Here is a 21,808-nt window from a genome sequence, read left to right as displayed (position 1 = left end):
CGGTCGGTCAGAACACACCAGCCGAGACCCGGATCAACTACGGTCAGGTCTCAGCTGCCTGAAAAACCGGTGTCCGTCTCCCGGGGGCAACTCCATCAGAGGCGGGACAGCAGGCGGTCCCGCGCCACCTCGAGGTGGTCCGTCATCGCCTTTCGGGCCTTCGCCGCGTTCCCCGCCACCAACGCGTCCACGATCACCCGGTGCTCGGCGATCGTCTGCTCGCCGAACGGCTGGTTGTAGTTCAGCCGGAAGAAGTGCAGGTGGCAGTGGGTCCGGGCGAACGCCTGCTCGACCGCCACGTTCCCCGCCAGGTGCAGGATCAGCTCGTGCAGCCGCGCGTCGTGCGCCGTCAACGCCTTGTAGTCGCTGTACGCGTCCTCCACCGGGGCCGCCGGGCACGTCGCCAGCTCGGCTTCGAGCAAAGCGACGTTCGCGTCCGACATCGCGGACGCCGCGCGGGCCGCCGACGGGGGCTCCAGCAGCAGCCGCAGCGCGTACATGTCGTCGACTTCCTTGCGGTTCAGCAGTTCCGTCACGCGGTAGCCGCGCAACGGCAGCCTGCTGACCAGTTCCTCCGACTCCAGCCGCGCCAGCGCTTCCCGCACCGGCGTGCCCGAGACGCCGAGCTCCCGCGCGATCTCGTCGATGTTGACGCGGGCGCCGGGCTCGATGCCGTCGTTCATGATCAGCGCCCGGATCTGCTCGTAGACGCCGTCGGCCAGCACCTGCCTGCTCGGCAGGGCTTCGAGGCGTCGACCCGCCACCATGACTCCCCTCACACGTCGTGACTACAGGCTACTGCTTGCCCAGCACAGTCCGGCTCTTCGACGCCATCTCGGCGAACACGTCGTCGTCGCGCTGGTGGGCGAAGTACGCCTCGAACAGCGGCCGCTCCGCGTCCTGCAGCGCCGCGCCGTTGCCGTAGACGACCGCCGGGACCAGCGTGCCGTCCTTCAGCATCGACGTGAACACCGACAGGTCGACGCCCTGGCTCTTCATCGCCGCGGCCGAAGCGTCCATCGACGCCGGGATCGACGGGAAGAAGGTGCCGCTCGCCCCGGCCGCCGACTGGCACTCCGGCGATCCCATGTACGAGACCCACTTCCAGGTCAGGTCGGGGTTCTTGGTGCCGGCCCAGACGTTGTTCCCGTTCGAATTGGACAGCACCGCGCGCTTGCCGGACGGCCCGAGCACGGTCGGCGCGATCACGACCTTCAAGGGCAGCTTCGCGAACGTCCCCGCCGTCCACGAACCCGCCGTCTCCATCGCGACCTTGCCCGAGCCGAGCAGGTCGGTGTCGCTGATGGTCGCCTGGCCGCCGGTGGTGAACGTGCCGATCTTCGGCGCGAACCCGCGGTCGGCCAGCGACCGCACCCAGCTCAGCGTCTTGGCGAACACCGGGTCGTCGTAGGTGAACCTCGTCGGCCACGACTGCTTGTCGGCCATCCGCCAGCCGGTCGTCATCGCGAACGAGCTCCACGTCGACTCGCCGATGAAGTCGCGCGAAGCGAGCTGCCCGGTGCCGTAGGTGGCGACGTGGTCCTTGTCGAACCCGGGCTGGTCGCCGCGGACGCCGTTCTTGTCCACGGACAGGTGAGCCGCGACCTTCTCGAACGTCCCGCCGTCGTCGGGGTTCCAGGTCAGCTTGGCCAGGTCGGCCGGGGTGTAACCGGCCTTCGTGATCGCGTCGGTGTTGTAGAACAGGCCGGTCGCGGACCAGTCGAGCGGGAGGCCGTACTGCTTGCCGTCGGTGAACTTCCACGCGTCGACGCCGACGGAGAACCGCTTCAGGTCGAACTTGTCGCGCGCGATCAGGTCGTCCAGCGGCAGCAGCTGGTGCTGGGACGCGTAGGCCTGGAAGTACTGGACGCTGTTCTGGAACGCGTCCGGCGCGGTGCCCCCGACGAACCCGGCGGTCAGCTTCGTGAAGTAGTCGTCCACGTTGTACTGCGTGATCTTCACCGTCGTGCCGGGGTTGGCTTTCTCGAACGCCGACGCGCACGTCTGGTAGGCCGCCGCCTGCTTGTCGTCCCAGGTCCACCAATTGACGGTGTTCCCACTGCCGCTGGCCGACCCGCCGCCACAGGCCGCGACCAGTGCTCCCAACGTCGCCGCCAGTCCGGCGGCCGCCACTACGCGAAACTTCATGTCAACTCCCTTGTGGACGCATGATGGGCTGAAATCCTTCGAGCACGGCCTGAACGTCGTCGGCGCCACCGGCATCGTGGCCGTTGTACTCCCAGACGGCGAGCTGTTTCTGTCCCTTGTAGACGCGGTAGGCGCCGAACACCGTCGACGGCGGCACGATGCCGTCCATCAGCCCGGCGCTGAACCACGCCGGTGCGGTCGCGCGCGCAGCGAACCCGACACCGTCGAAATAGGACAACACTTCGAACACTCGCGAGACCGCGTCACGGTGGTCGGCAAGGTATCGGGACAGTTCGACGTACGGCCGTTCTCCCCCGATCAAGCTGGCGCGCCGGAAGTCGCAGAGGAACGGCGCTTGCGCGTGCAGAGCCGCCACGTCCGGGACGAGCCCCGCCACGGCGAGCGCGATGCCGCCACCCTGGCTGTTGCCGAGCACCGCGACCCGCGCCGGATCGACGCCCGGAAGCGCCCGGGCGGCGTCGACCGCGCGCGCCGCGTCGGTGAAGATCCGCCGGTAGACGTAGGTTTCGCGGCTCTCGATGCCGCGGGTCAGGTGGCCCGGGTACGCCGGTCCGCTACCGACCGGGTCGGGCGTCACCCCGCCCTGGCCGCGCACGTCGACCTGCAGGTGCGCGTACCCGGCGGAGGCCCAGGTCAGCTCCTGCAGCGCGCTGCCCCGGCTGCCGCCGTAGCCGTGGAACTGGACGATCGCCGGCAGCGGCTCTTCGCTGCCGCGCGGCAGCCGCAACCAGGCCCGTTGCGGGTGCCCGCCGAAGCCGGCGAACGTCACGTCGAACACGTCGAGCGTCCGCAGGGGCGTGTCCACCGGTGTACACCGGACCCCGATGTCGTGCGCCCTGGCCTCGGCGAGGGTCGACGTCCAGAATTCGTCGAAGTCCGGCGGTGCTTCATAGGCGCTGCGGTACTCCCACAGCGCGTCGAGGCCGAGGTCGGTGAGCATCACAGTCCTTTCAGGACGGTCGATTCGCCGGTCCGCAGTCGCAGCTCGGTTTCCCGGCCGCGGTAGCGCACCCGCACCGGTTCGGCCGGATCACCCGACAACCGCCGCAGGACGGCGTACCGCAGCTCGCCGTCGCGCCACTCGACGTCGGCCGCGAGCCCGCCACGGCACCGCAGCCCCCGCGCTTCACCGGCAAGCCAGTCCGCGGGCAGCGCCGGCAGCAGCGTGACAACGCCGTTCTGGCTCTGCAGCACCAGTTCCGCGAGCCCGGCCGGGAAGCCGTAGTTGCCGTCGATCTGGAACGGCGGGTGCGTACTGAACAGGTTGGGCAGCAGCCCGCCCCACTCGGAGCCGTCGACCGGCGCGTCGCGGTGGCGGTCGCCGGTGAACGGCTGGACCGCCTCGCCGAGGAGTTTTCGCGCGGTCTCGCCGTCGCCGAGGCGGGCGCGCAGCGCGATCTTCCAGGCCCACGACCAGCCCATCGCGCCCGGCCCGCGCCGCTCGAGCAGGGCCCGCGCGGCGGCCGCGAGCTCGGGCGTCGCGACGGCGTCGATCTGCCCGAGCGGGTAGAGCGCCACCATCTGGGACATGTGCCGGTGCGCCGGATCCTCTTCCGGGGAGTCCTCGGCCCATTCCCGCAGCCAGCCGCCTTCGGTCAGGGCGAGGGGACGCAGGCGTGGCAGCGCGGCCTCGATCTCCGCGTACAGCGGGTCGTGGACGGCAAGCGCGTCCATCGCCGCGAGACTCCGCTCGAACACCGCCCCGATCAGCGCGATGTCCATGGTCACGGAGTACGTCAGCGACTCCTTCGTCCCGGCTTCGGAGAGGAACAGGTTCTCCGGGGACGTCGACGGGCACGTCTCGAGGTAGCCGTCTCGTTCCACCAGCCAGTCGAGGCAGAACTCCGCGCAGCCGCGCAGCAACGGCCAGGCCGTCGACGCCAGGAAGCCCAGGTCGCGGGTGAAGTCGTAGTGCTCCCAGGCGTGCTGGACCAGCCACGCGCCGCCCATTTGCCACAGCGCCCACGACGGGTTGCCGTGGCCCATGCCGACCGGCAGCGCCCAGCCCCACGGGTCGGTGTTGTGGTGGGTGACCCAGCCCCGCGCGCCGTACAGCTCGCGGGCGACGTCGGCGCCGGTGACCGCGAGCTTGCCGAGCAGGTCGAACAGCGGGAGGTGGCACTCGCCGAGCCCGGTCGTCTCGGCGGCCCAGTAGTTCATCTGGGTGTTGATGTTGACGGTGTAGTTCGACGACCAGGCCGGGCGGAGGTCGTCGTTCCAGATGCCCTGCAGGTTCGCCGGCGGCGCACCGGGCCGGGACGCGCTCGCCAGCAAGTACCGGCCGTACTGGAACAACACGGTCGCCGTCAGCTGTTCGTCCTGGCCGGACAACAGCTCGGCGACGTCGTGGGTGCCGCCTCGCCGCTCTCCAATCCGGAGCGAAGACGCGCTGAGGAGCGGCCGCAAGTCGGCCTCGTGGGCCCGGCGCAACTCCGCTGCGCCGGTCTCGATGGCCTGCTCGGCGAGCACGGCAGCCCGGCGCCGGTGCTCGTCGCGGGTGTGCTGGCGGTCGCCGATCCAGGCGTCGTACGCGCTGGTCGAACTGGCCAAGACGATCAAGACGCCGGACTCCGTCCGGGCGACCCGGACGGAAACCGCGCCGAACGGGTCGTATCCCTCGACGGTCCCGTACCGAAGTGGCTCCGCGGCCTGAGGCTCGTGCCGCGGCGCGCCGTCGATCGGGATCTCGATGCCGAGGTCGAGGCCATCCCGCGAGACCTCCCGCAGCGGTGTCGACACATCGACATCGACATCGGTCGTGCCGGACAGCGCGACGCACAACACCTGCGCGGGCCGGCTCACCCACGTCGTCCGTTCGACCTCGTGGCCGCCGATGGTCAGCTTTTCGGTGGTGACGCCGCTGTCGAGGTTGAGCGTGCGGCCGTGCGAGGTGCCTTCGGGCAGCGTCAGCCAGAGGTCCGCATAGGGCAGGAACTCCTGGCTGTACGGCCCTTCGAACGTCATCAGGAGTTCTTCGGCCCGCCGGAAGTCCTGCGCGAACACCGCCTCGCGCACCTCGGCGAGCCGGTCCGGCCCGGCGTCGATGTCCTTCAGAGCGGACGCGGGACCGTTCGGCGTGCCTGACCAGACCGTGGCGTCGTTGACCTGGACCCGCGTGCGGCCGGCGCCGCCGAAGACCATCGCGCCCAGTCTGCCGTTGCCGACCGGCATGGCCTCGGTCCAGTCGACGGACGGGTGCGGCCAGGAGAGCAGGAGATCCGTCATTTCAACCCCGTGAAGCCGAGGGAATTGACCAGCCGGCGGCCGAACACCACGAACAGCAGCAGCATCGGCAGCGCGGCGACGAGCGTGGCGGCCATCAGGCCGGCCCAGTCCAGCGCCGCCTGCGGCGAGGACTGCTTGAACACCGCGAGCGCCAGCGTCAGCGGGCGGACGGTGTCGTCGTTGGTGACCAGCAACGGCCACAGGTAGTCGTTCCAGGTGTTGATGAACGTCAGCAGACCGAGCGTCGCGATCGGCGCGGCGCTCATCGGCAGCACGATCCGGAAGCAGACACGCAGCGGGCCGGCGCCGTCGATGATCGCGGCCTCCTCGATCTCGGTGCTGAGTCCCTGCATGAACTGGCGCAGGAAGAAGATGTTGAACGCGGAGAAGAACGCCGTCGGCAGGATCATCCCGCCGAAGCTGTTGAGCAGGCCGAGGTCCTTGATCAGCACGAAGTTCGGCAGCAGCGTCAGCACCTGCGGCACCATCAGCGCGGTCAGCAGCACCGCGAACACGGCGTTGCGGCCCTTCCACCGCAGCCGCGAGAAGGCGAATGCGGCCAGCGCGGAGAAGAACACCGTGCAGACGGTGAGCAGCACCGCGTAGACGATCGAGTTCCGCAGAGCGGACAGCAGGTCGATCGACGCGGCCGACCCGCCTTGCGCGGCGGCTTCGGCGGGTGACGCCAGGCCGAGGGCGCGTTTGAACGCACCGAGCGTGAAGCCCACCGGCCCCGGCGAGGAAGGGTCCGTCGCGAGCGCGTAGTTGTTCGACAGCGCGGTCCGCACGATCCAGTAGAACGGGAAGATCGTGACGACCAGGACGAGCACGAGGTACGCCCAGGCGACGACCCGGCCCGGGGAGATCCGGCGCACGGTCCCTCCTAGTTGGTGTCGGACTCGCCGGCGCGAGCCATCCGGAGCTGGGCGAAGGTGACGGCGGCCAGCAGCACGAACAGGGCCAGCGACATGGTCGCGGCGTAGCCGAAGTCGAACTGGCCGAACGCCTTGTCGTAGATGTACATCTGGAGCACCTTCGACGCGTTCGCCGGACCGCCCTTGGTCGTCACCTGCACGATGTCGAAGATCTGGAACGAGCTGATCACGGTGAGCACCACGACCATCACCAGGATCGGCCGCAGCAGCGGCACGGTCAGGCGGCGGAACATCTGCAGCTCGCTCGCGCCGTCGATCCGGCCGGCTTCGTACACAGTGGACGGGATGGTCTGCAGCCCGGCGAAGATCAGCACCGCGTTGTAGCCCATGGACTTCCAGATGTTGAGCCCCGCCAGCGTCGGCACCGCCCAGCCACCCGAGCCGAAGAACAGCACCGGCTCGCCGGTGAGCTTCGTGATCAGGATGTTGACGATGCCGAGCTGCGGGTCGAGCATCCACGACCACACGAGCGCGGTGACCACGCCCGAGATGAGGAACGGCAGGATCATCAGCCCGCGCACGGTGGCCGACACCGCGAGCCGGTGCAGGATCACCGCCGTCACCAGCGAAACCAGCACGCCGAGGACCACCGACAGCGTGACGAAGTAGATCGTGACGAGCAGCGAGTGCCAGAACTCGCCGTCCCGGACCAGTTCCTGGAAGTTGCCCAGGCCGATCCAGCGCGGCTCGGTGAGGACGTGGAACTCGGTGAAGCTGAGGTAGAGCCCGCGCAGGGTCGGGTAGGCGAAGAACACCGCGAACCCGGCGACCGCGGGGCTGATGAGCAGCCACGCGATCGGCGCGTCCCGGCCCCTAGACGGTGATCTTGTCGACGTCATAGACGTAACCGGCCTGGTTGCCGATCTGGATGGTGTTGGCCCCGGCCCGCAGGTACACCGGGACGGTCACGGTCTGTGGCGTGTTCCAGTCGTTGTCGTTGCTCCCGGCGACCGGCAGCGGGAACGAGGTCCCGTTCACCGTGACGATGCCGGTCCGGCTGGAGTCGGCGTCCACATAGGACAGCTGCATCAGGTAGGTACCGGCCTTGGCGGCGGTGACGGTCGGCAGCACGATGTAGCCGCTGCCGCCGAGGTAACCGACCTTCTTGCCGTTGCTGCACGCGCAGTCGTAGACGGTCGCGCCACCCTGTGGACTGCCGTTTTCGGCCTCGTACGCCTTGGGTCCGTCGGCGGCCGGGGTGGTCACGCTGATCTTCTTGCTCGCCGCCGAGGGACGGCCGTAGCGCTGGTTCGCGACCACCGTGAAGTCGTACGACGTCGACGGCTTGAGACCGGCGACCGTCACGCTCGCGGTGTTCGTCGTGGCGACCTTCTTGTTACCTGCGAAGACGTCGTAGCTCTGCGCGCCCTTCGAGGCGTCCCAGGCGAGCGAGACGCTGGTGCCGGTGGCCGCGGTGCCGTGCACGACCGCCGGGGCCTGCAGCGCGTTGCGGTCGCGCGGGGTGATCTTGAACAGCCGCGAGCCGTGCGCCGGCAGGTCGCCGGCCGCGTCGCGGACGTCCTGGTGCGCCCACAGATCGCGGACCTGCACCGGGCCGGTGATGCCAAGCTGCGCGAGGTCCGCGGTGACGCGCGCCGGCGTCGCGGCGAGGTTGAACAGCGCGACCGTGTAGCTGCCGTCGGCGTTGCGGTTGTACCAGACCTGCTGGTCGGTCGTCTGGCTCACCGGCTTGGCCGGGACGCCGGCCTGGTTGAGCGCGATGACCTCGTCGTTGGTGAGCAGCTTGACGCCGTAGTCGTCGAGCTGGGTCAGGTCGTCGCCGATGTAGAGCGGCGCGGCTTCGATCGCCCAGAGCGTCATGTAGCTCTGCCGCTCGGCCGGGGTGAGGCCGTCCATCTTGCCGCTGCCGACGTCGACGGAGTCGAGGTTGTTCCAGTGGCCGGGGCCGGCGTCGGGGATCCACTGCACGACGTCGTTCCAGCGCTGCTTGACCGAGTTGTCCCAGGTCACGAGGGTGTCGCAGTAGCACTCGACGTCAGTGTCGACGCGCCAGCCGTTGGTGTTGGCCTTCCAGACGCCGGCCTGGCGGTGGCTCAGCGCCCAGGAGACGACAAACTCCATCGGGCGGCCGGTCTTGGCGATCGCTCGGTGCCACGCTTCGACGTCGGTGGTGTTGGTGTAGTTCTCGCCGCCCTTGAAGGAGCCGGGGCCGACGCCGTCGAGCTTGAGGAAGTCGACGCCCCAGCCGGCCAGCAGCGTTGCGACGGAGTCCACGTAGGACTGGGCGCACGGGTTCGTGAAGTCGATCTTGTAGGCGGAGTCCCAGCCGTTGGTCTTGCGCAGGTCGGAGTAGACCAGGTCCTTGGTGTGGCAGTTCGTGGTGCCAGCGATCGGCGAGTTACCGTCGTTGTAGGCCTTGAGGTCGAGACCCACGGCCAGGTACGAGCCGAGCTTCAGGCCCTTCTTGTGGACGTAGTCGGCGACGTACTTCATGCCGTCCGGGAACGTCGTGGGGTTCACGACCGGGCGGGCGTACTGGTCGAAGGCGTTCGACCAGCCGGCGTCGATGTTGACGTAGGTGTAGCCGTGCTGCTTGAACTTCGCGGCGAGGACGTCGGCCTGCTGGAGGACGTGCTGCTCGGTGAGCCAGCTGGCCGGGCCGGTCGGGTTGACGCCCGGGTAGTTCGTCGACTCGAGGCTCCAGCTGCTCCAGCCCATGTACGGCTTCTGAGCTACCGGCTTCGGCGCTTCCGGCTGGGCATCCGCCGCGGGGGCCGTGAGCAGGCCCGCGGCCACCATCAGTCCGGCGAGGGCACCCAGGGCCCGTCTGCCGCGTGCTGCCATGACCACTCCTTCGAGGTCGGTTGCGTCAAACATCAGAGGATCACGGCGTCGCTTGCGCAAACCGTAGATCCTATAGGATCGACGACTGGAGATTCTGGCTGCTGGAATCGGTGGATGTCAACGGCTTCGCCGGACAGAGATCGGACGAATCCGAACTGTCGGGGGTGGCGGTTAGGTTCGGGGCATGTTGACCACGCTGGCCGTCGAGAACTACCGCTCCCTGCGCGACCTGGTGCTGCCGCTGTCCGGGTTGACCGTCGTGACGGGGCCGAACGGCAGCGGCAAGTCGAGCTTGTACCGCGCGCTGCGGCTGCTGGCGGACGCGTCACGCAATGGCGCGGTGGCGGCGCTGGCGCGCGAAGGCGGACTGCCGTCGACGCTGTGGGCGGGCCCGGAGAACGGGGTGCGCCCGGGTGCGCGCGTCCAGGGCACGGTGCGCACGAAGGCGGTCGGGCTCCGGCTGGGGTTCGCGGGCGACGAGTTCGGCTACGCGCTCGACCTGGGGCTGCCGGTGCCGAACCGGGAGACGATGTTCAACCTGGACCCGGAGTTCAAGCGGGAGGCGGTGTGGGCGGGTGCCTCCCTTCGGCCGGCTTCCTTGCTGGCCGACCGAGCGGGGCCGTCGGTGCGCACGCGGGTCGCGTCCGGCGGGTGGGGTTCGGATGTCCATCAGATCCGGCTGTCCGACAGCATGCTGAGCGAGTTCGCGGACCCGCGGGCGTGCCCGGAGCTGCTGGTGGTGCGCGAGCGGATCCGGTCGTGGCGGTTCTACGACCACTTCCGCACGGACGCGTCGGCCCCGGCCCGCCAGCCCCGCATCGGAACGCGCACGGTCGTCCTGTCCGACGACGGCGCGGACCTGGCGGCGGCGTTGCGCACGATCATCGAGATCGGGCGCGCGGCGGAGCTGGCTTCGGTGGTGGACCAGGCGTTCCCGGGCTCGACGGTGGAGGTGCTCTCCCAGGACGGCGTGCTGTCGGTCCAGTTCCGCCAGCACGGTCTGCTGCGTCCGTTGTCGGCGGCGGAGCTGTCGGACGGGACGCTGCGGTTCCTGCTGTGGGTGGCGGCGTTGCTGACGCCCCGGCCGCCTGAGCTGCTGGTCCTGAACGAGCCGGAGACTTCGCTGCACCCGGACTTGCTCCCGGCCCTGGCCGGGTTGATCGCGACGGCGGCGAAGGAGACCCAGCTGGTGGTGGTCTCGCACGCCGCCTCCCTGACCCGCGCGCTGTCCGAAGTCGCCGAAGTGGGTGCGCTGGAGCTGGAAAAGGAGAGCGGGGAGACAAAGCTGGTAGGCCAAGGCCGCCTGGACCGGCCCTCGTGGCACTGGCCCACACGCTGACTCACGTATCCAGACGGTCGGCTCACGTACCCAGAGGGTCGGCTCGCGTATCTGGAGGGTCGGCTCACGAACCGACTGGCCAGGTACGTGAGCCGACCGCCTGGGTACGCGAGTTGGCTGTCTGGGTACGCGAGTTCGCCGGTTCGTGTCGGGTCCAACGGCCCTGGTGACCTTGCTGTCCGGGGCGGATCGTGGGTGGATCGTCCGCCGCGTCCGAAAGTGCTGATCATGCGTCCGTTCGCCATCGCCGGTCTGTTCGCCGTCGCCGTGCTGGCCGGCGGCTGCACGACCGCGCCCGCCGCGCAGACTCCTCAGCCGGTGCCGACCACGATCACCGCCGAACCCGTCACCGTCACCTCCACCACGACCGAAACCGTGCCCACGACAGTGACCAGCGTGGTCACCAAGGCAAAGTCCGCACCCAAGACCACCCGGCCCAACGCCGAGCACTGCCAGACCGGTAGCTGCCTGAACGCCGCCCGCGGACTCAGCCAAGAGCAAGTGATTCGCGAGCGGGACGCCTGGCTCGCCACCCACCCTGGCTGGTGCGCGGCCGGCGAAACCGGTGCCGTCGCGCCCTGCTGAATCCTCAGCGGCCCTTCGTGCTCTCCCGGATCTCCAACGCGAACGGCGTCTGGATGTCCTGCGCCGGCAACGTCTTGTCCCCCGTGATGCGCCGGTGCACGAGATCGATCGCCGCCTCGGCCAGTGCCGTCTTGTCCGGGGCGATCGTCGTCAACGCCGGCAGCGAAAACGCGCTCTCTTCGTTGTTGTCGAAGCCCACGATCGCCACGTCTTCCGGCACCCGCAGCCCCAGCTCCGCCACCGCCCGCAACGCGCCGATCGCCAGCAGGTCGTTGAAGCAGAACACCGCGTCCGGCGGCGAATCCAACGCCAGCAACGACCTCATCGCCGCCGCCCCCACCGAGCGGTGCCACTTCTCCGCGGGCGCCACCAGCGCGTCCGAATAGGACAGTCCAGCCAACGACAACGCCGTGCGATACCCGGCCAGACGCTGGGAAGACGTCCCGCGAGCGGGGTTGCGCCCGATCGCCGCGATCCGCGTCCGACCCAAGGACGCCAGATGGGACACCGCGGTCTGCGCCGCCAGGACGTTGTCGATCGCCACGTGGTCGATCGGCACGTCCACCGCGTGCTCGCCCAGCATCACCAGCGGGATCTCGCCCGGCGACGGGAAGTCCGCGGCCTCCAGCGCCTCCGGGTGCACCAGCGCGCCGTCCACCAGGTGCGGCCCCAGCGACGACAGCGTCTCCCGCTCCCGCGACCGCGTCCCCTGCGTCTGTTCGATCAGGACGCTCCAGCCGCGCTTCTGCGCCGCCGTGATGACCAGGCCGGCCAGCTCCCCGAAGTACGGGATCGACAGTTCCGGCACCATCAGCGCCAGGAACCCCGTGCGGCCGCGACGCAGGTTGCGCGCGCCGACGTTGGGCCGGTACCCGGTCGCCGCCAGCGCCTCCTCCACCCGCCGCCGGTTTTCCGGCTTGACGAAGGCATAGCCGTTCACCACGTTCGACACCGTCTTCACCGACACTCCGGCGAGCGTGGCGACGTCTTTGAGCGTCACGGTCACGGGCGGCTCCTTCTCAGGTGGTGAGCACGCAGCATAGCGACATTTTGCCGGTTTACAACGTTGTTCCAACGATGTAAAAAGTACCTCAAGGCTCCCGTGGTGACTCCGATCACCCCGGTGAGCGGGCCCCACCGTCGCTGCCCGAGGAGTCACCGTGCCGCTGTCCACCCGTCCCCGCCTGGTCCTGGTCACCGCGGCCGCCGCCGCGCTCACCCTCACCTCCTGCACCAGCCGGGAAGAGACCCCGGCCGCCCCCTCCAGCGGCGGCGGGCCGGCCGCGTCCGCCCAGTCCGTCGCCCCGTCCGCCGACGGCTGCACCCTCGACAAGACCGGGTACGCCAAGGTCGACCTGAAGACCGCGGTGGTCGGTTTCTCCCAGTCCGAAAAGGAAGCCAACCCGTTCCGGATCGCCGAGACGCAGTCCATTCGCGACGAAGCCGCCAAGCTCGGCATCGCGGGCGACAAGCTGCTCGTCACCAACGCCCAGAGCGACCTGAACAAGCAGATCAGCGACATCAAGTCGATGCTCGACCGCGGCGCCCAGCTGCTCGTCGTCGCGCCGCTGAACTCCGACGGTCTCCAGCCCGCGCTCGACGCGGCGAAGGCCAAGAAGGTCCCGGTCGTCACCATCGACCGCAAGGTGACGTCGCAGCCATGCACCGACTACCTGACCTTCATCGGCTCGAACTTCGTCGAACAGGGCAAGCGCGCCGCGCAGGAGATGGCGCGGGTCACCGGCGGCACCGGCAAGGTCGCGATCCTGCTCGGCGCGTCCGGCAACAACGTGACCACCGACCGCACGTCGGGCTTCAAGGACGAGCTGGCCAAGACCCCCGGCCTCTCCGTGGTCGCCGAGCAGACCGGCGAGTTCGACCGCTCCAAGGGCCAGGCCGTGATGGAGCAGCTCATCCAGAGCCACCCGGACATCACCGCCGTCTACGCCGAAAACGACGAGATGGGCGTCGGCGCGGTCAACGCGCTGAAGACCGCCGGCAAGGCGCCGGGCAAGGACGTCAAGGTCGTCTCGGTCGACGGCACCCGCAACGCCGTGCAGCTCATCGCCGACGGCAGCTACAACGCCGTGATCGAGTCCAACCCGCGCTTCGGCCCGCTGGCCTTCCAGACGCTGCAGAAGTTCGGGAACGGCGAGCCGATCCCGGCCAGCATCGTGATCACCGACGACCAGTACGACGAGACCAACGCCGCGCAGAAGGTCGGGAACGCGTACTGATGACGGCAGCCACCGAAGAGGACGTCGCCATGACGACCGCACCGGTGCTCGAGGTGGCCGGGGTGACCAAGCGGTTCCCCGGCACCCTCGCGCTCGACGACGTCAGCTTCGCGCTGCGACCGGGTGAGGTGCACGCGCTCGTCGGCGAGAACGGCGCCGGGAAGTCGACGCTGATCAAGGTGCTCACCGGCGTCTACCAGCCCGACGAGGGCGAGGTGCGTCACCTCGGCGAGCCGGTGACGTTCAAGCGCCCGATCGACGCTCAGCGGGCCGGGATCTCCACGATCTACCAGGAGGTCAACCTCGTCCCGCTGATGAGCATCGCCGGCAACGTCTTCCTCGGCCGCGAGCCACGCACCAAAGCGGGGCTCGTCGACTGGTCCCGGATGTACGCCGACGCCCGCGAGCTGCTCAAGGGCTACGGCATCGACGACGACGTCAAGCGCCCGCTGCACACCCTGGGTGTCGGCGCGCAGCAGATGGTCGCCCTCGCCCGCGCGGTCTCGACCGACGCCAAGGTCGTCATCATGGACGAGCCGACGTCGTCGCTCGAGCCGCGCGAGGTCGAGACGCTCTTCGAGGTGCTCAACCGGCTGCACGCCGAAGGCATCGCGATCGTCTACGTCAGCCACCGGATGGACGAGCTGTACCGGGTCTGCGAAAGCGTCACCGTCCTGCGCGACGGCCGGGTCGTCCACAGTGGACCGTTGAAGAGCCTGCCGCGCATCGAGCTCGTGTCGAAGATGCTCGGCCGCGAGATCAAGCAGATCCGCGAAGAGGGTGTCACGGCGTTCGGCGAGGAACACGACGTCGAGCGCGAGCCGCTGCTCAAGGCGGAGCACCTGGCCGGCATGCGGAAGCTGCACGACGTCTCGGTGAGCATCCGGCCCGGCGAGGTCGTCGGCCTCGCCGGCCTGCTCGGCTCAGGCCGCAGCGAAACCGCGAGGGCCATCGTCGGCGCGTTCCCCCTCGACGGCGGAAGTGTCTTGCTCGCGGGGAAACCGCTCAAGAAGGGCAAGATCGCCGCCGCCATGCGGGCCGGGATCGCGCTGCTGGCCGAGGACCGCAAGACCGACGGCATCATCCCCAACCTGTCGGTCCGCGAGAACATCGTGCTCGCCGCACTGCCGACGCTCTCGCCGTTCGGCCTGGTCAGCAAGGCCAAGCAGGACAAGGTCGTGAAGATCTTCATGGAACGCCTGCGGATCAAGGCGTCCAGCCCGGAGCAGAAGGTGTCCGAGCTCTCGGGCGGCAACCAGCAGAAGGTGCTGCTCGCCCGCTGGCTGGCCACCGGACCGAAGATCCTGCTGCTCGACGAGCCGACGCGCGGCATCGACGTCGGCGCCAAGGCCGAGGTCCAGGCGCTGATCGACGAGCTCGCGCAGGAAGGGCTCGGCGTGCTGCTCATCTCGTCCGAGCTGGAAGAGCTGATCGACGGCTCCGACCGCGTGGTCGTGCTGCGCGACGGCTCGGTCGTCGGCGAGCTGACCGGCGACCGCATCACCGAGGAGAACGTCCTGACCGCGATCGCAGCCGAGGCTGACAACGATGTCTAGCGCCACCCTGACCAAGACCCCGGACCGCGCGAAAGTCACGGCGTGGCTGCAGAACTACGGCGTCTACCTGGCCGTCGTCGTGCTGCTGCTGTTCAACGTCTTCTTCACCGAGAACTTCCTGTCCGCGGCCAACTTCCGCACCCAGTTGGTGCAGGCGGCGCCGGTCTGCATCGTCGCGCTCGGCATGGCGCTGGTGATCGGCACCGAAGGCATCGACCTGTCGGTCGGCTCGGTGATGGCGATCTCCGCCGCGCTCATCCCGCTCTACCTGGGCGCGGGCCCGCTGATGGCGATCATCGTCGCCGTCATCGCGGGTGTGGTCTCCGGCCTCTTCAGCGGATACCTGGTGGCGTACCTGGGGATCCAGCCGATCATCGCGACCCTCGCGTTGCTCGTCGGCGGCCGGGGACTCGCCCTGGTGATCGCCCACGGCCAGCTCGTCCAGGTGCGCAACCAGGAGTTCCTGGAGCTGGGTACCGGCGACCTCCTGGGCGTGCCGATCATGGTCATCGTCGCGGGCGTGCTCGCGGTGCTGGCCGGGCTGGTCGTGCAGCGCACGACGTTCGGCAGGCACCTGGTCGCGGTCGGCGGCAACCGCGCCGCCAGCACCCTGGCCGGGCTGCCGGTGAAGCGCGTGCTCATCAGCGTCTACGTCATCTCCGGGGCGCTGGCCGCGATGGCCGGCGTGCTGGCGACGTCCCGGCTGGCCGCCAGCGACCCGAGCGACGTCGGCCTGCTCATGGAACTGTCCGCGATCACCGCGGTCGTCGTCGGCGGCACCCCGCTGACCGGCGGCCGGGTCCGCGTGCTCGGCACCGTGTTCGGTGCCCTGCTCATGCAGCTCGTCCAAGCCACCCTGATCAAGCACAACCTGCCGGACTCGACCGCGCAGATGGTCCAGGCGGCCATCATCATCGTCGCGGTCTACGTCGCCCGTGAGCGGAGCAGCAAATGACCGCGACCCAGACCCAGGCCCGCAACGCGGCGTTCGCGGGCGTCCTGCAGCGTCAGGGCGCGGCTGTCGTGCTCGTGCTCGGCCTCGCCGCGTCGTGGTTCGCGTTCCCGCACTTCGGCACCGCGGACAACCTGCGCAGCCTGGTGCTGCAGGGTTCGTTCCTCGCGGTGATCGCGCTGGGCATGACGTTCGTGATCATCTCCGGCGGCATCGACCTGTCGGTCGGCTCGAACTACGCGCTCGGCGGCGTCCTCGCCGCGTACGGCGCGCAGTACGGGCTCATCGTCGCGATCCTGTTACCGCTCGCGGTGTGTTCGCTGATCGGGTTCGTCAACGGCATGCTCATCGCGCGCACCGGGATGGCGCCGTTCATCGTCACGCTGGCGTCGCTGTTGTTCGCCCGGGGTCTGTTGCTGGCCCTCACGTCCGAGGGTGCGACGACGTACAAAGTGGACCCCGGATCGGCGTTCCTCTGGCTCGGGCAGGGCACGATCTTCGGCATCGGCGTCCCGGTGTACCTGACACTCGTCCTGTTCGCGCTCGGCGGGCTGCTGCTGCGCCGCACCCGGTTCGGGCAGTCGGTGTTCGCCATCGGCGGCGCCGAGCAGTCCGCGCTGCTGATGGGCCTTCCGGTGGCCCGCACCAAGATCAGCCTCTACACGCTCAGCGGCGCGCTCGCCGGGTTCGCCGGCGTCCTCACCGCCGCGTACCTGCAGTCCGGCGTCACGGTGATCGGCGTCGGCACCGAGCTCGACGCGATCTCCGTCGTCGTCATCGGCGGCACGCTGCTCACCGGCGGCGCCGGGACGATCATCGGCACCCTCGTCGGCGTGCTGCTGCGCACGCTGATCCAGAACGTCATCAACCAGATCGGCACCCTCGACTCCAACTACCAGACGGTGGTGAGCGGGGCTTTCCTGCTCGTCGTCGTGGTGATCCAGCGCCTGCTGGCGCGTTCCCGAACCCGCTGAGCCCCGTCCCCCACCAGGAGGTCTCAACGATGTTCCGCCCTGCCCGAAAAACCCGGAGATGGCTGACCGCCGCCGCCGCGTTCGCCGTCGCGGTCGCCGGTCTCGGCACTGTGCCGGCGGCGGCGAGCGCCGCGCCCGCTGGACCCCAATGGCAACGGCTGACCCCGCCGCTGTCGACGCCGTGGACGAAGGACGTCTCGCCGTCGAACGCCCTCCCCGACTACCCGCGGCCGCAGCTGACCCGCGACAAGTGGCAGAACCTCAACGGCGTCTGGGAGTTCGCCAAGGCGACCCCGGGTGAGGCCGCGCCGATCGGGAAGACGCTCGGCGAGCGGATCCTCGTGCCGTACCCGGTCGAGTCCGCGCTGTCCGGGATCATGCGCCACGAGACGAACATGTGGTACCGCCGCACGTTCGAGGTCCCCAAGAACTGGCAGGTCGGCAAGGGCCAGCGGCTCCTGCTGCACTTCCAGGCCGTCGACTACGACGCCACGATCATCGTCAACGGCAAGACCGTCTCCCGCCACACCGGCGGCTACGACGCGTTCTCCGTCGACGTCACCGACGCGCTGACCACCGCCAAGAACCAGGAGCTCGTCGTCGGCGTCGCCGACCCGAACGACCAGGGCGGGCAGCCGATCGGCAAGCAGCGCCAGCCCGGCGACGGCATCTTCTACACGCCGTCCTCCGGCATCTGGCAGACCGTGTGGATGGAGCCGGTGGCCTCGGCGCGCGTCGACCGGCTCGACATCACGCCCGACGTCGCTTCCGGCTCGGTCACGGTGAACGCCGTGGTCGGCGGGCCGGTGAAGCAGCGCGTCGAAGCCGTCGCCTACGACCACGGCCGCCCGGTCGGGCGGGTCAGCGGGGACGCGAACAAGCCGTTGAAGCTCAAGGTGGACCGGCCGCACCTGTGGTCGCCGGACGACCCGTTCCTCTACGACCTGCGCGTCAAGCTGTCGGGCGGCGACGAAGTGGGTTCGTACTTCGGCATCCGGTCGATCAGCGTCGGCAAGACCGCCGACGGCAAGCAGCGGATGCTGCTCAACGGCAAGTTCGTCATGCAGGTCGGCCCGCTCGACCAGGGTTTCTGGCCGGACGGCATCTACACCGCCCCGACCGACGCGGCGCTGAAGTTCGACCTGCAGCAGGAGAAGGCGCTCGGCTTCAACATGGTGCGCAAGCACATCAAGGTCGAGCCGGACCGCTGGTACTACTACGCCGACAAGCTCGGGCTGATGGTGTGGCAGGACATGCCGGCGATGAAGGACGACGTCGAGCCGTCGGCCGCGTCGCGCGTCAACTACGAGTCCGAGATGAAGCGGATGATCGACCAGCACCGCAGCTTCCCGTCGATCGTCACGTGGGTGCCGTTCAACGAGGGCTGGGGCGACTACGAGGTCGGCCGCATCGCCGACGAGGTCAAGTCCTGGGACCCGTCGCGGCTGGTGAACGCCGAATCCGGCGTCAACTGCTGTAGGTCCGAACCGGACAGCGGCAAGGGTGACATCTACGACGACCACACCTACACCGGGCCCGGAACACCGGTGCAGACCGGGACGCGTGCGGCGGTCGACGGCGAGTACGGCGGCCTCGGTCTGAAGGTCGCCGGGCACGAGTTCGACCCGGCGGGCAGCTTCGCCTACGAGATGGAGCCCGACAGCGCGACGCTGACCCGGCGCTACGGCGAGCTGCAGCAGCGCCTGCTGCTGGTCGCCCAGCGGTGCGGCGTCTCGGCCGGCGTCTACACGCAGACCACCGACGTCGAGAAGGAGGTCAACGGCTTCTTCACCTACGACCGGCAGGTGAAGAAGATGGACTTCGCGGCGGTCCGCGCGGCGAACCTCGCGGTCATCAAGGGCGCCACCGGTGCCCCGGTGTCCGGCCCCTCGGTACCCGCGGGAACGCCGGGCATCGACGGCATCGCGGCGTACCCGTTCGACGAGAACACGGGCACGGTGGCCGCGGACGCGGTCGGCGACCACGACGCGACGCTCGTCGGCGGCGCGTCCTGGACCGAGGGCAAGAGTGGTTCGGCCTTGGCCGTCAACGGTTCCGGCCAGTTCGCCGACACCGGCGCGTCCCTGGTGAACACCGAAGGCAGCTACAGCGCGGCCGCGTGGGTCAAGTTCAACGCGGTCGGCGACGGCTTCCAGACCGTGGTGAGCCAGGACGGCGACAGCACCAGCGCGTTCTTCCTGCAGTACTCGGGCCAGGACCACCGGCTGGCGATGAGCTTCGTGGGCACGCGGGCCCTGGCGCCCACGGCACCGGAGGCGAACCGCTGGTACCACGTGGTCGGCGTCCGCGACGCGGCTGCGGGCACGCTGAAGCTGTATGTGGACGGGCAGTTGGCGGCCACGAAGAGCGTCTGCCTCGGCGACGCATCGACGGGCCACACGGTGATCGGCCGCGGCAAGTACGGCGGCGGCCCGGTCGACTACCTCGACGGGGCGGTCGACCAGGTCCACGTCTACGACCGGGCTCTGTCCGACGCGGACGTGAGCGCGTTGTACTCCAGCGGGAAGTAGGCAACCGGAAGCACTCCTGAAGCGTGTTGGGCCCGGGGACCGCGATCGCGGTCCCCGGGTCTCGCATTTCAGGGGGTGAGCCTTTTGGGCTCTCGAAGATCGTTCCTGCCCGCCAGAGCGGGCGTCCTCACACTCGTCACAGCGCTGGTCGCGACCGGCACGGCGGTGCTCACCGCGGCCCCGGCCTCGGCGCAGACGGTCACCGAGACCACGGCGTCGTCGTGGGCCTACGTCGACTCGGCGGCGCCGAAGGCGAGTTTTGTCAACCAGCCAGGGAACGCGCCGGTCGGCGCGCACACCTACGCCGGCGGCACGAACCACGTGTTCAAGTCCTACGTCACCTTCGACATCTCCGCGTTGAAGGGCAACCCGCTCGAGCGCGCGTACGTGAGCACCGGCGAAACCGCCGTCACTGACTGCGCCCACCCTCGCTCGACCGAGGTCTGGCTGACCGACCCCGCGAAGAAGCCGACCTGGAACAACCAGCCGGCGGAGCTCGTCAAGGCCACCGGCCCGTACATCGACTCTTCGTGCCCTTCGCGGCAGGTGACCTGGACGGTCACCGCGGCGATCCAGGCCGCGATGGACGCCGGGCGCACCACGGCGACCTTCGTCCTGCGCCTGCCCGAGGACCAGCAGAACGACCCGGCGTCCGGCCGTGAGTACAACCCGCGCGCGGTGCTCGGGCTCACCTTCGACAAGACACCGGGCAAGCCGTCCGGGCTCTCCGTCAACTACCAGGCGTGCACGGCGAAACCGACCGTGGTCTCGCGCCAGGCGCACCTGAGCGCCACGGTGCCCGACGGGGACGACTCCATCATCAACGGGGAGTTCGCGTTCTGGCCCGCCGACGCGCCGGACCAGCGCAAGACCGTCGGCACCATGGGCGCCGGCCTGAACGGCGAGATCTGGACCGACGCGGACTCGTTCCTCACCGAAGGCGTCACCTACGTCTGGCAGGCACGGGGTAAGGACTACCAGGGCGTCTGGGGACCGTGGAGCGGGACCTGCAAGTTCACCACGGACTTCACGCCGCCCGCGGCCGCCCCGGTGATCACCTCGGCCGACTACGCGGCCCAGGCACCTCCGGGCGCCGGCGGCACCGGTGTGCCCGGCACGTTCGTGTTCGACGCCAAGGGGGACAAGGACGTCGTCGGCTTCCGATGGGACGGCGGGTACGTCGCCGCCGACCGCAAGGGCGGCAAGGCGACCGTCCGGTACGCGCCCAAGACCAGCGGACCGGTGAGCATCGGCGCGGTGTCCGTCGACGCGGCGGGCAACCAGTCGCCGTCGGCCGGCTACCGGTTCTGGGTCGCCTCCAACCAGCCCGGAGTCACCTGCGCGCCGTTCGACGACTTCGTCGGTGTGGCGCGGACGTGCACCTTCACGCCCGTCGGCAGCACGCCGGTCACTGCGTACGTCTACCACCTGGGCAACCAGCCGGACGACACCGTGGCGGCCGGCCCGGACGGCACGGCGACGGTGCAGGTCACCCCGACCGACCCGGACCTCACCTACCTCCAGCTGTCCGTGCGGGCCCAGCTCGCCACCGGGTACCTGACGTCGGAGAGCAGTGAGACGGTCGTGAGCGAGCCCGGCGAGCCGGAGGTCGAGTCGCTGACCGCGAACCCGACCCAGGGCCTGCCCGCGCAGTTCCGGGTGCACGCCGTCCTGCCCGGGTCGGTCTCGTTCACCTACCACTGGAACGACGGCGAGATGAGCACCGTGCCGCTCGATGCGGACGGCACCGCGACCGTCACGCTCACGCCGGCGACGTCGTCGTGGGGCTCGTTCTACGGCTACACGACCACGGCTTCGGGCCAGAACTCCGGCTGGGGCGGCCTGAACGTCTCGGTCGCCTCGAACAAGCCGAAGGTGACGAGCGCGGAGTACCCGGAGGGCGGCGGCATGACCGGGGCGGTCGGCGTCCCGGGCACGTTCGTGTTCTCCTCGCCCGTGCCCGGCGCGGTGAGCTACACGTACGAGTTCGACAACGGGGTGCACGGCACGGTGGCCGCGGGACCGGACGGCACCGCCAGTGTCGTGTTCACCCCGACCGAGCCGTACATCAACAGCATCTACGCGACCACGAAGTTCGCCGACGGCAGCGTTTCCGAGCAGGGCGGCTACACGTTCTACGTCAACTACTCGGCGCCGCGGTTCGAGTGTGACGCCACCGGCTGGTCGGTGGCGCCGGGGCAGCACATCCAGTGCACCCTGTCGCCGGTGCAGGCGAACCTCGCGTCCTACGGGTACGCGGTGGACTCGGGTCCGGAGACGACGGTGGCCCCGGGGCCCGACGGCACGGCGACGATCGGCTTCGACGTGCCGGCCGACCGGACGAGCGGTTCGTACGTGCAGCTGCGGCTGTGGAGCACGAACACGGCGGGCACCCGGACGGACGAGACGGGGACCAGCTTTTACGTCTACGTGAACACGGGCACCTCGGCCCGCACCGCGCACGCGGTCTGACACCCGCGACGGCCACCCGGCGGGGTGG

General features: G+C 69.5%; 16 protein-coding genes. 8 read left to right on the top strand and 8 right to left on the bottom strand.

The annotated features are described in order from the left end of the window. Positions 1-95: 95 nt before the first annotated feature. The 7 genes from AB0C38_RS38295 to AB0C38_RS38265 are packed head-to-tail and all read right to left on the bottom strand — an operon-like array spanning position 96 to position 9,134. The gene (locus tag AB0C38_RS38295) at positions 96-764 is read right to left on the bottom strand and encodes a GntR family transcriptional regulator (RefSeq protein ID WP_360682675.1); all 669 of its coding nucleotides are present in this window, start codon (positions 762-764) and stop codon (positions 96-98) included. A gap of 31 nt (positions 765-795) precedes the next feature. Beyond that, positions 796-2,148: a sugar ABC transporter substrate-binding protein gene (locus tag AB0C38_RS38290; protein WP_360682674.1), complete on the bottom strand. Its 1,353-nt coding sequence runs from the start codon at positions 2,146-2,148 to the stop codon at positions 796-798. 1 nt (position 2,149) lies between these two features. After that, positions 2,150-3,109 carry an alpha/beta fold hydrolase gene (locus tag AB0C38_RS38285; RefSeq protein ID WP_360682673.1) on the bottom strand — a complete coding sequence of 320 codons (960 nt, stop codon included), beginning with the start codon at positions 3,107-3,109 and terminating at the stop codon, positions 2,150-2,152. Further along, complete coding sequence (locus tag AB0C38_RS38280; protein WP_360682672.1) at positions 3,109-5,394, bottom strand: glycoside hydrolase N-terminal domain-containing protein; 2,286 nt, start codon at positions 5,392-5,394, stop codon at positions 3,109-3,111. Before AB0C38_RS38280 ends, AB0C38_RS38285 begins: the two co-directional genes overlap by 1 nt. Beyond that, positions 5,391-6,269, bottom strand: coding sequence for a carbohydrate ABC transporter permease (locus AB0C38_RS38275; RefSeq protein WP_360682671.1), 879 nt, complete (start codon positions 6,267-6,269; stop codon positions 5,391-5,393). Before AB0C38_RS38275 ends, AB0C38_RS38280 begins: the two co-directional genes overlap by 4 nt. An 8-nt stretch (positions 6,270-6,277) precedes the next feature. Continuing rightward, entirely contained in the window at positions 6,278-7,168 is an 891-nt protein-coding gene (locus AB0C38_RS38270) for a sugar ABC transporter permease (RefSeq protein ID WP_360682670.1), read from the bottom strand. Next, positions 7,143-9,134, bottom strand: coding sequence for a CBM35 domain-containing protein (locus AB0C38_RS38265; protein WP_360682669.1), 1,992 nt, complete (start codon positions 9,132-9,134; stop codon positions 7,143-7,145). The genes AB0C38_RS38270 and AB0C38_RS38265 overlap by 26 nt, the downstream gene beginning before the upstream one ends. Positions 9,135-9,318: 184 nt before the next feature. On the opposite strand from AB0C38_RS38265, the gene AB0C38_RS38260 reads away from it, so the two are divergent. Together AB0C38_RS38260 and AB0C38_RS38255 are read left to right on the top strand one after the other, a co-directional pair. After that, a complete protein-coding gene (locus tag AB0C38_RS38260; protein WP_360682668.1) occupies positions 9,319-10,473 on the top strand; it encodes an AAA family ATPase in 1,155 nt (384 codons plus the stop codon). Positions 10,474-10,701: 228 nt separating this feature from the next. Beyond that, positions 10,702-11,058: a hypothetical protein gene (locus AB0C38_RS38255; protein WP_360682667.1), complete on the top strand. Its 357-nt coding sequence runs from the start codon at positions 10,702-10,704 to the stop codon at positions 11,056-11,058. Between the two features lie 4 nt (positions 11,059-11,062). Here the strand turns inward: AB0C38_RS38255 and AB0C38_RS38250 are convergent, their stop codons facing one another. Beyond that, positions 11,063-12,064 carry a LacI family DNA-binding transcriptional regulator gene (locus AB0C38_RS38250; RefSeq protein WP_360682666.1) on the bottom strand — a complete coding sequence of 334 codons (1,002 nt, stop codon included), beginning with the start codon at positions 12,062-12,064 and terminating at the stop codon, positions 11,063-11,065. Between the two features lie 154 nt (positions 12,065-12,218). On the opposite strand from AB0C38_RS38250, the gene AB0C38_RS38245 reads away from it, so the two are divergent. The 6 genes from AB0C38_RS38245 to AB0C38_RS38220 all read left to right on the top strand — a co-directional run bounded on the left by AB0C38_RS38245 (position 12,219) and on the right by AB0C38_RS38220 (position 21,780). Next, positions 12,219-13,295, top strand: a complete 1,077-nt coding sequence (locus AB0C38_RS38245; RefSeq protein ID WP_360682665.1) for an ABC transporter substrate-binding protein — start codon at positions 12,219-12,221, stop codon at positions 13,293-13,295. Beyond that, entirely contained in the window at positions 13,295-14,851 is a 1,557-nt protein-coding gene (locus AB0C38_RS38240; protein WP_360682664.1) for a sugar ABC transporter ATP-binding protein, read from the top strand. The genes AB0C38_RS38245 and AB0C38_RS38240 overlap by 1 nt, the downstream gene beginning before the upstream one ends. After that, the gene (locus AB0C38_RS38235; protein ID WP_360682663.1) at positions 14,844-15,806 is read left to right on the top strand and encodes an ABC transporter permease; all 963 of its coding nucleotides are present in this window, start codon (positions 14,844-14,846) and stop codon (positions 15,804-15,806) included. Before AB0C38_RS38240 ends, AB0C38_RS38235 begins: the two co-directional genes overlap by 8 nt. Further along, the gene (locus AB0C38_RS38230) at positions 15,803-16,777 is read left to right on the top strand and encodes an ABC transporter permease (protein ID WP_360682662.1); all 975 of its coding nucleotides are present in this window, start codon (positions 15,803-15,805) and stop codon (positions 16,775-16,777) included. Before AB0C38_RS38235 ends, AB0C38_RS38230 begins: the two co-directional genes overlap by 4 nt. A gap of 29 nt (positions 16,778-16,806) precedes the next feature. Continuing rightward, positions 16,807-19,308, top strand: coding sequence for a LamG-like jellyroll fold domain-containing protein (locus tag AB0C38_RS38225; RefSeq protein ID WP_360682661.1), 2,502 nt, complete (start codon positions 16,807-16,809; stop codon positions 19,306-19,308). Between the two features lie 84 nt (positions 19,309-19,392). Beyond that, positions 19,393-21,780, top strand: a complete 2,388-nt coding sequence (locus tag AB0C38_RS38220; protein WP_360682660.1) for a DNRLRE domain-containing protein — start codon at positions 19,393-19,395, stop codon at positions 21,778-21,780. Positions 21,781-21,808 lie beyond the last annotated feature (28 nt).

The sequence above is a fragment of the Amycolatopsis sp. NPDC048633 genome (assembly GCF_040650695.1).
GTDB lineage: Bacteria > Actinomycetota > Actinomycetes > Mycobacteriales > Pseudonocardiaceae > Amycolatopsis.
This window is presented reverse-complemented; position numbering and strand designations above follow the sequence as displayed.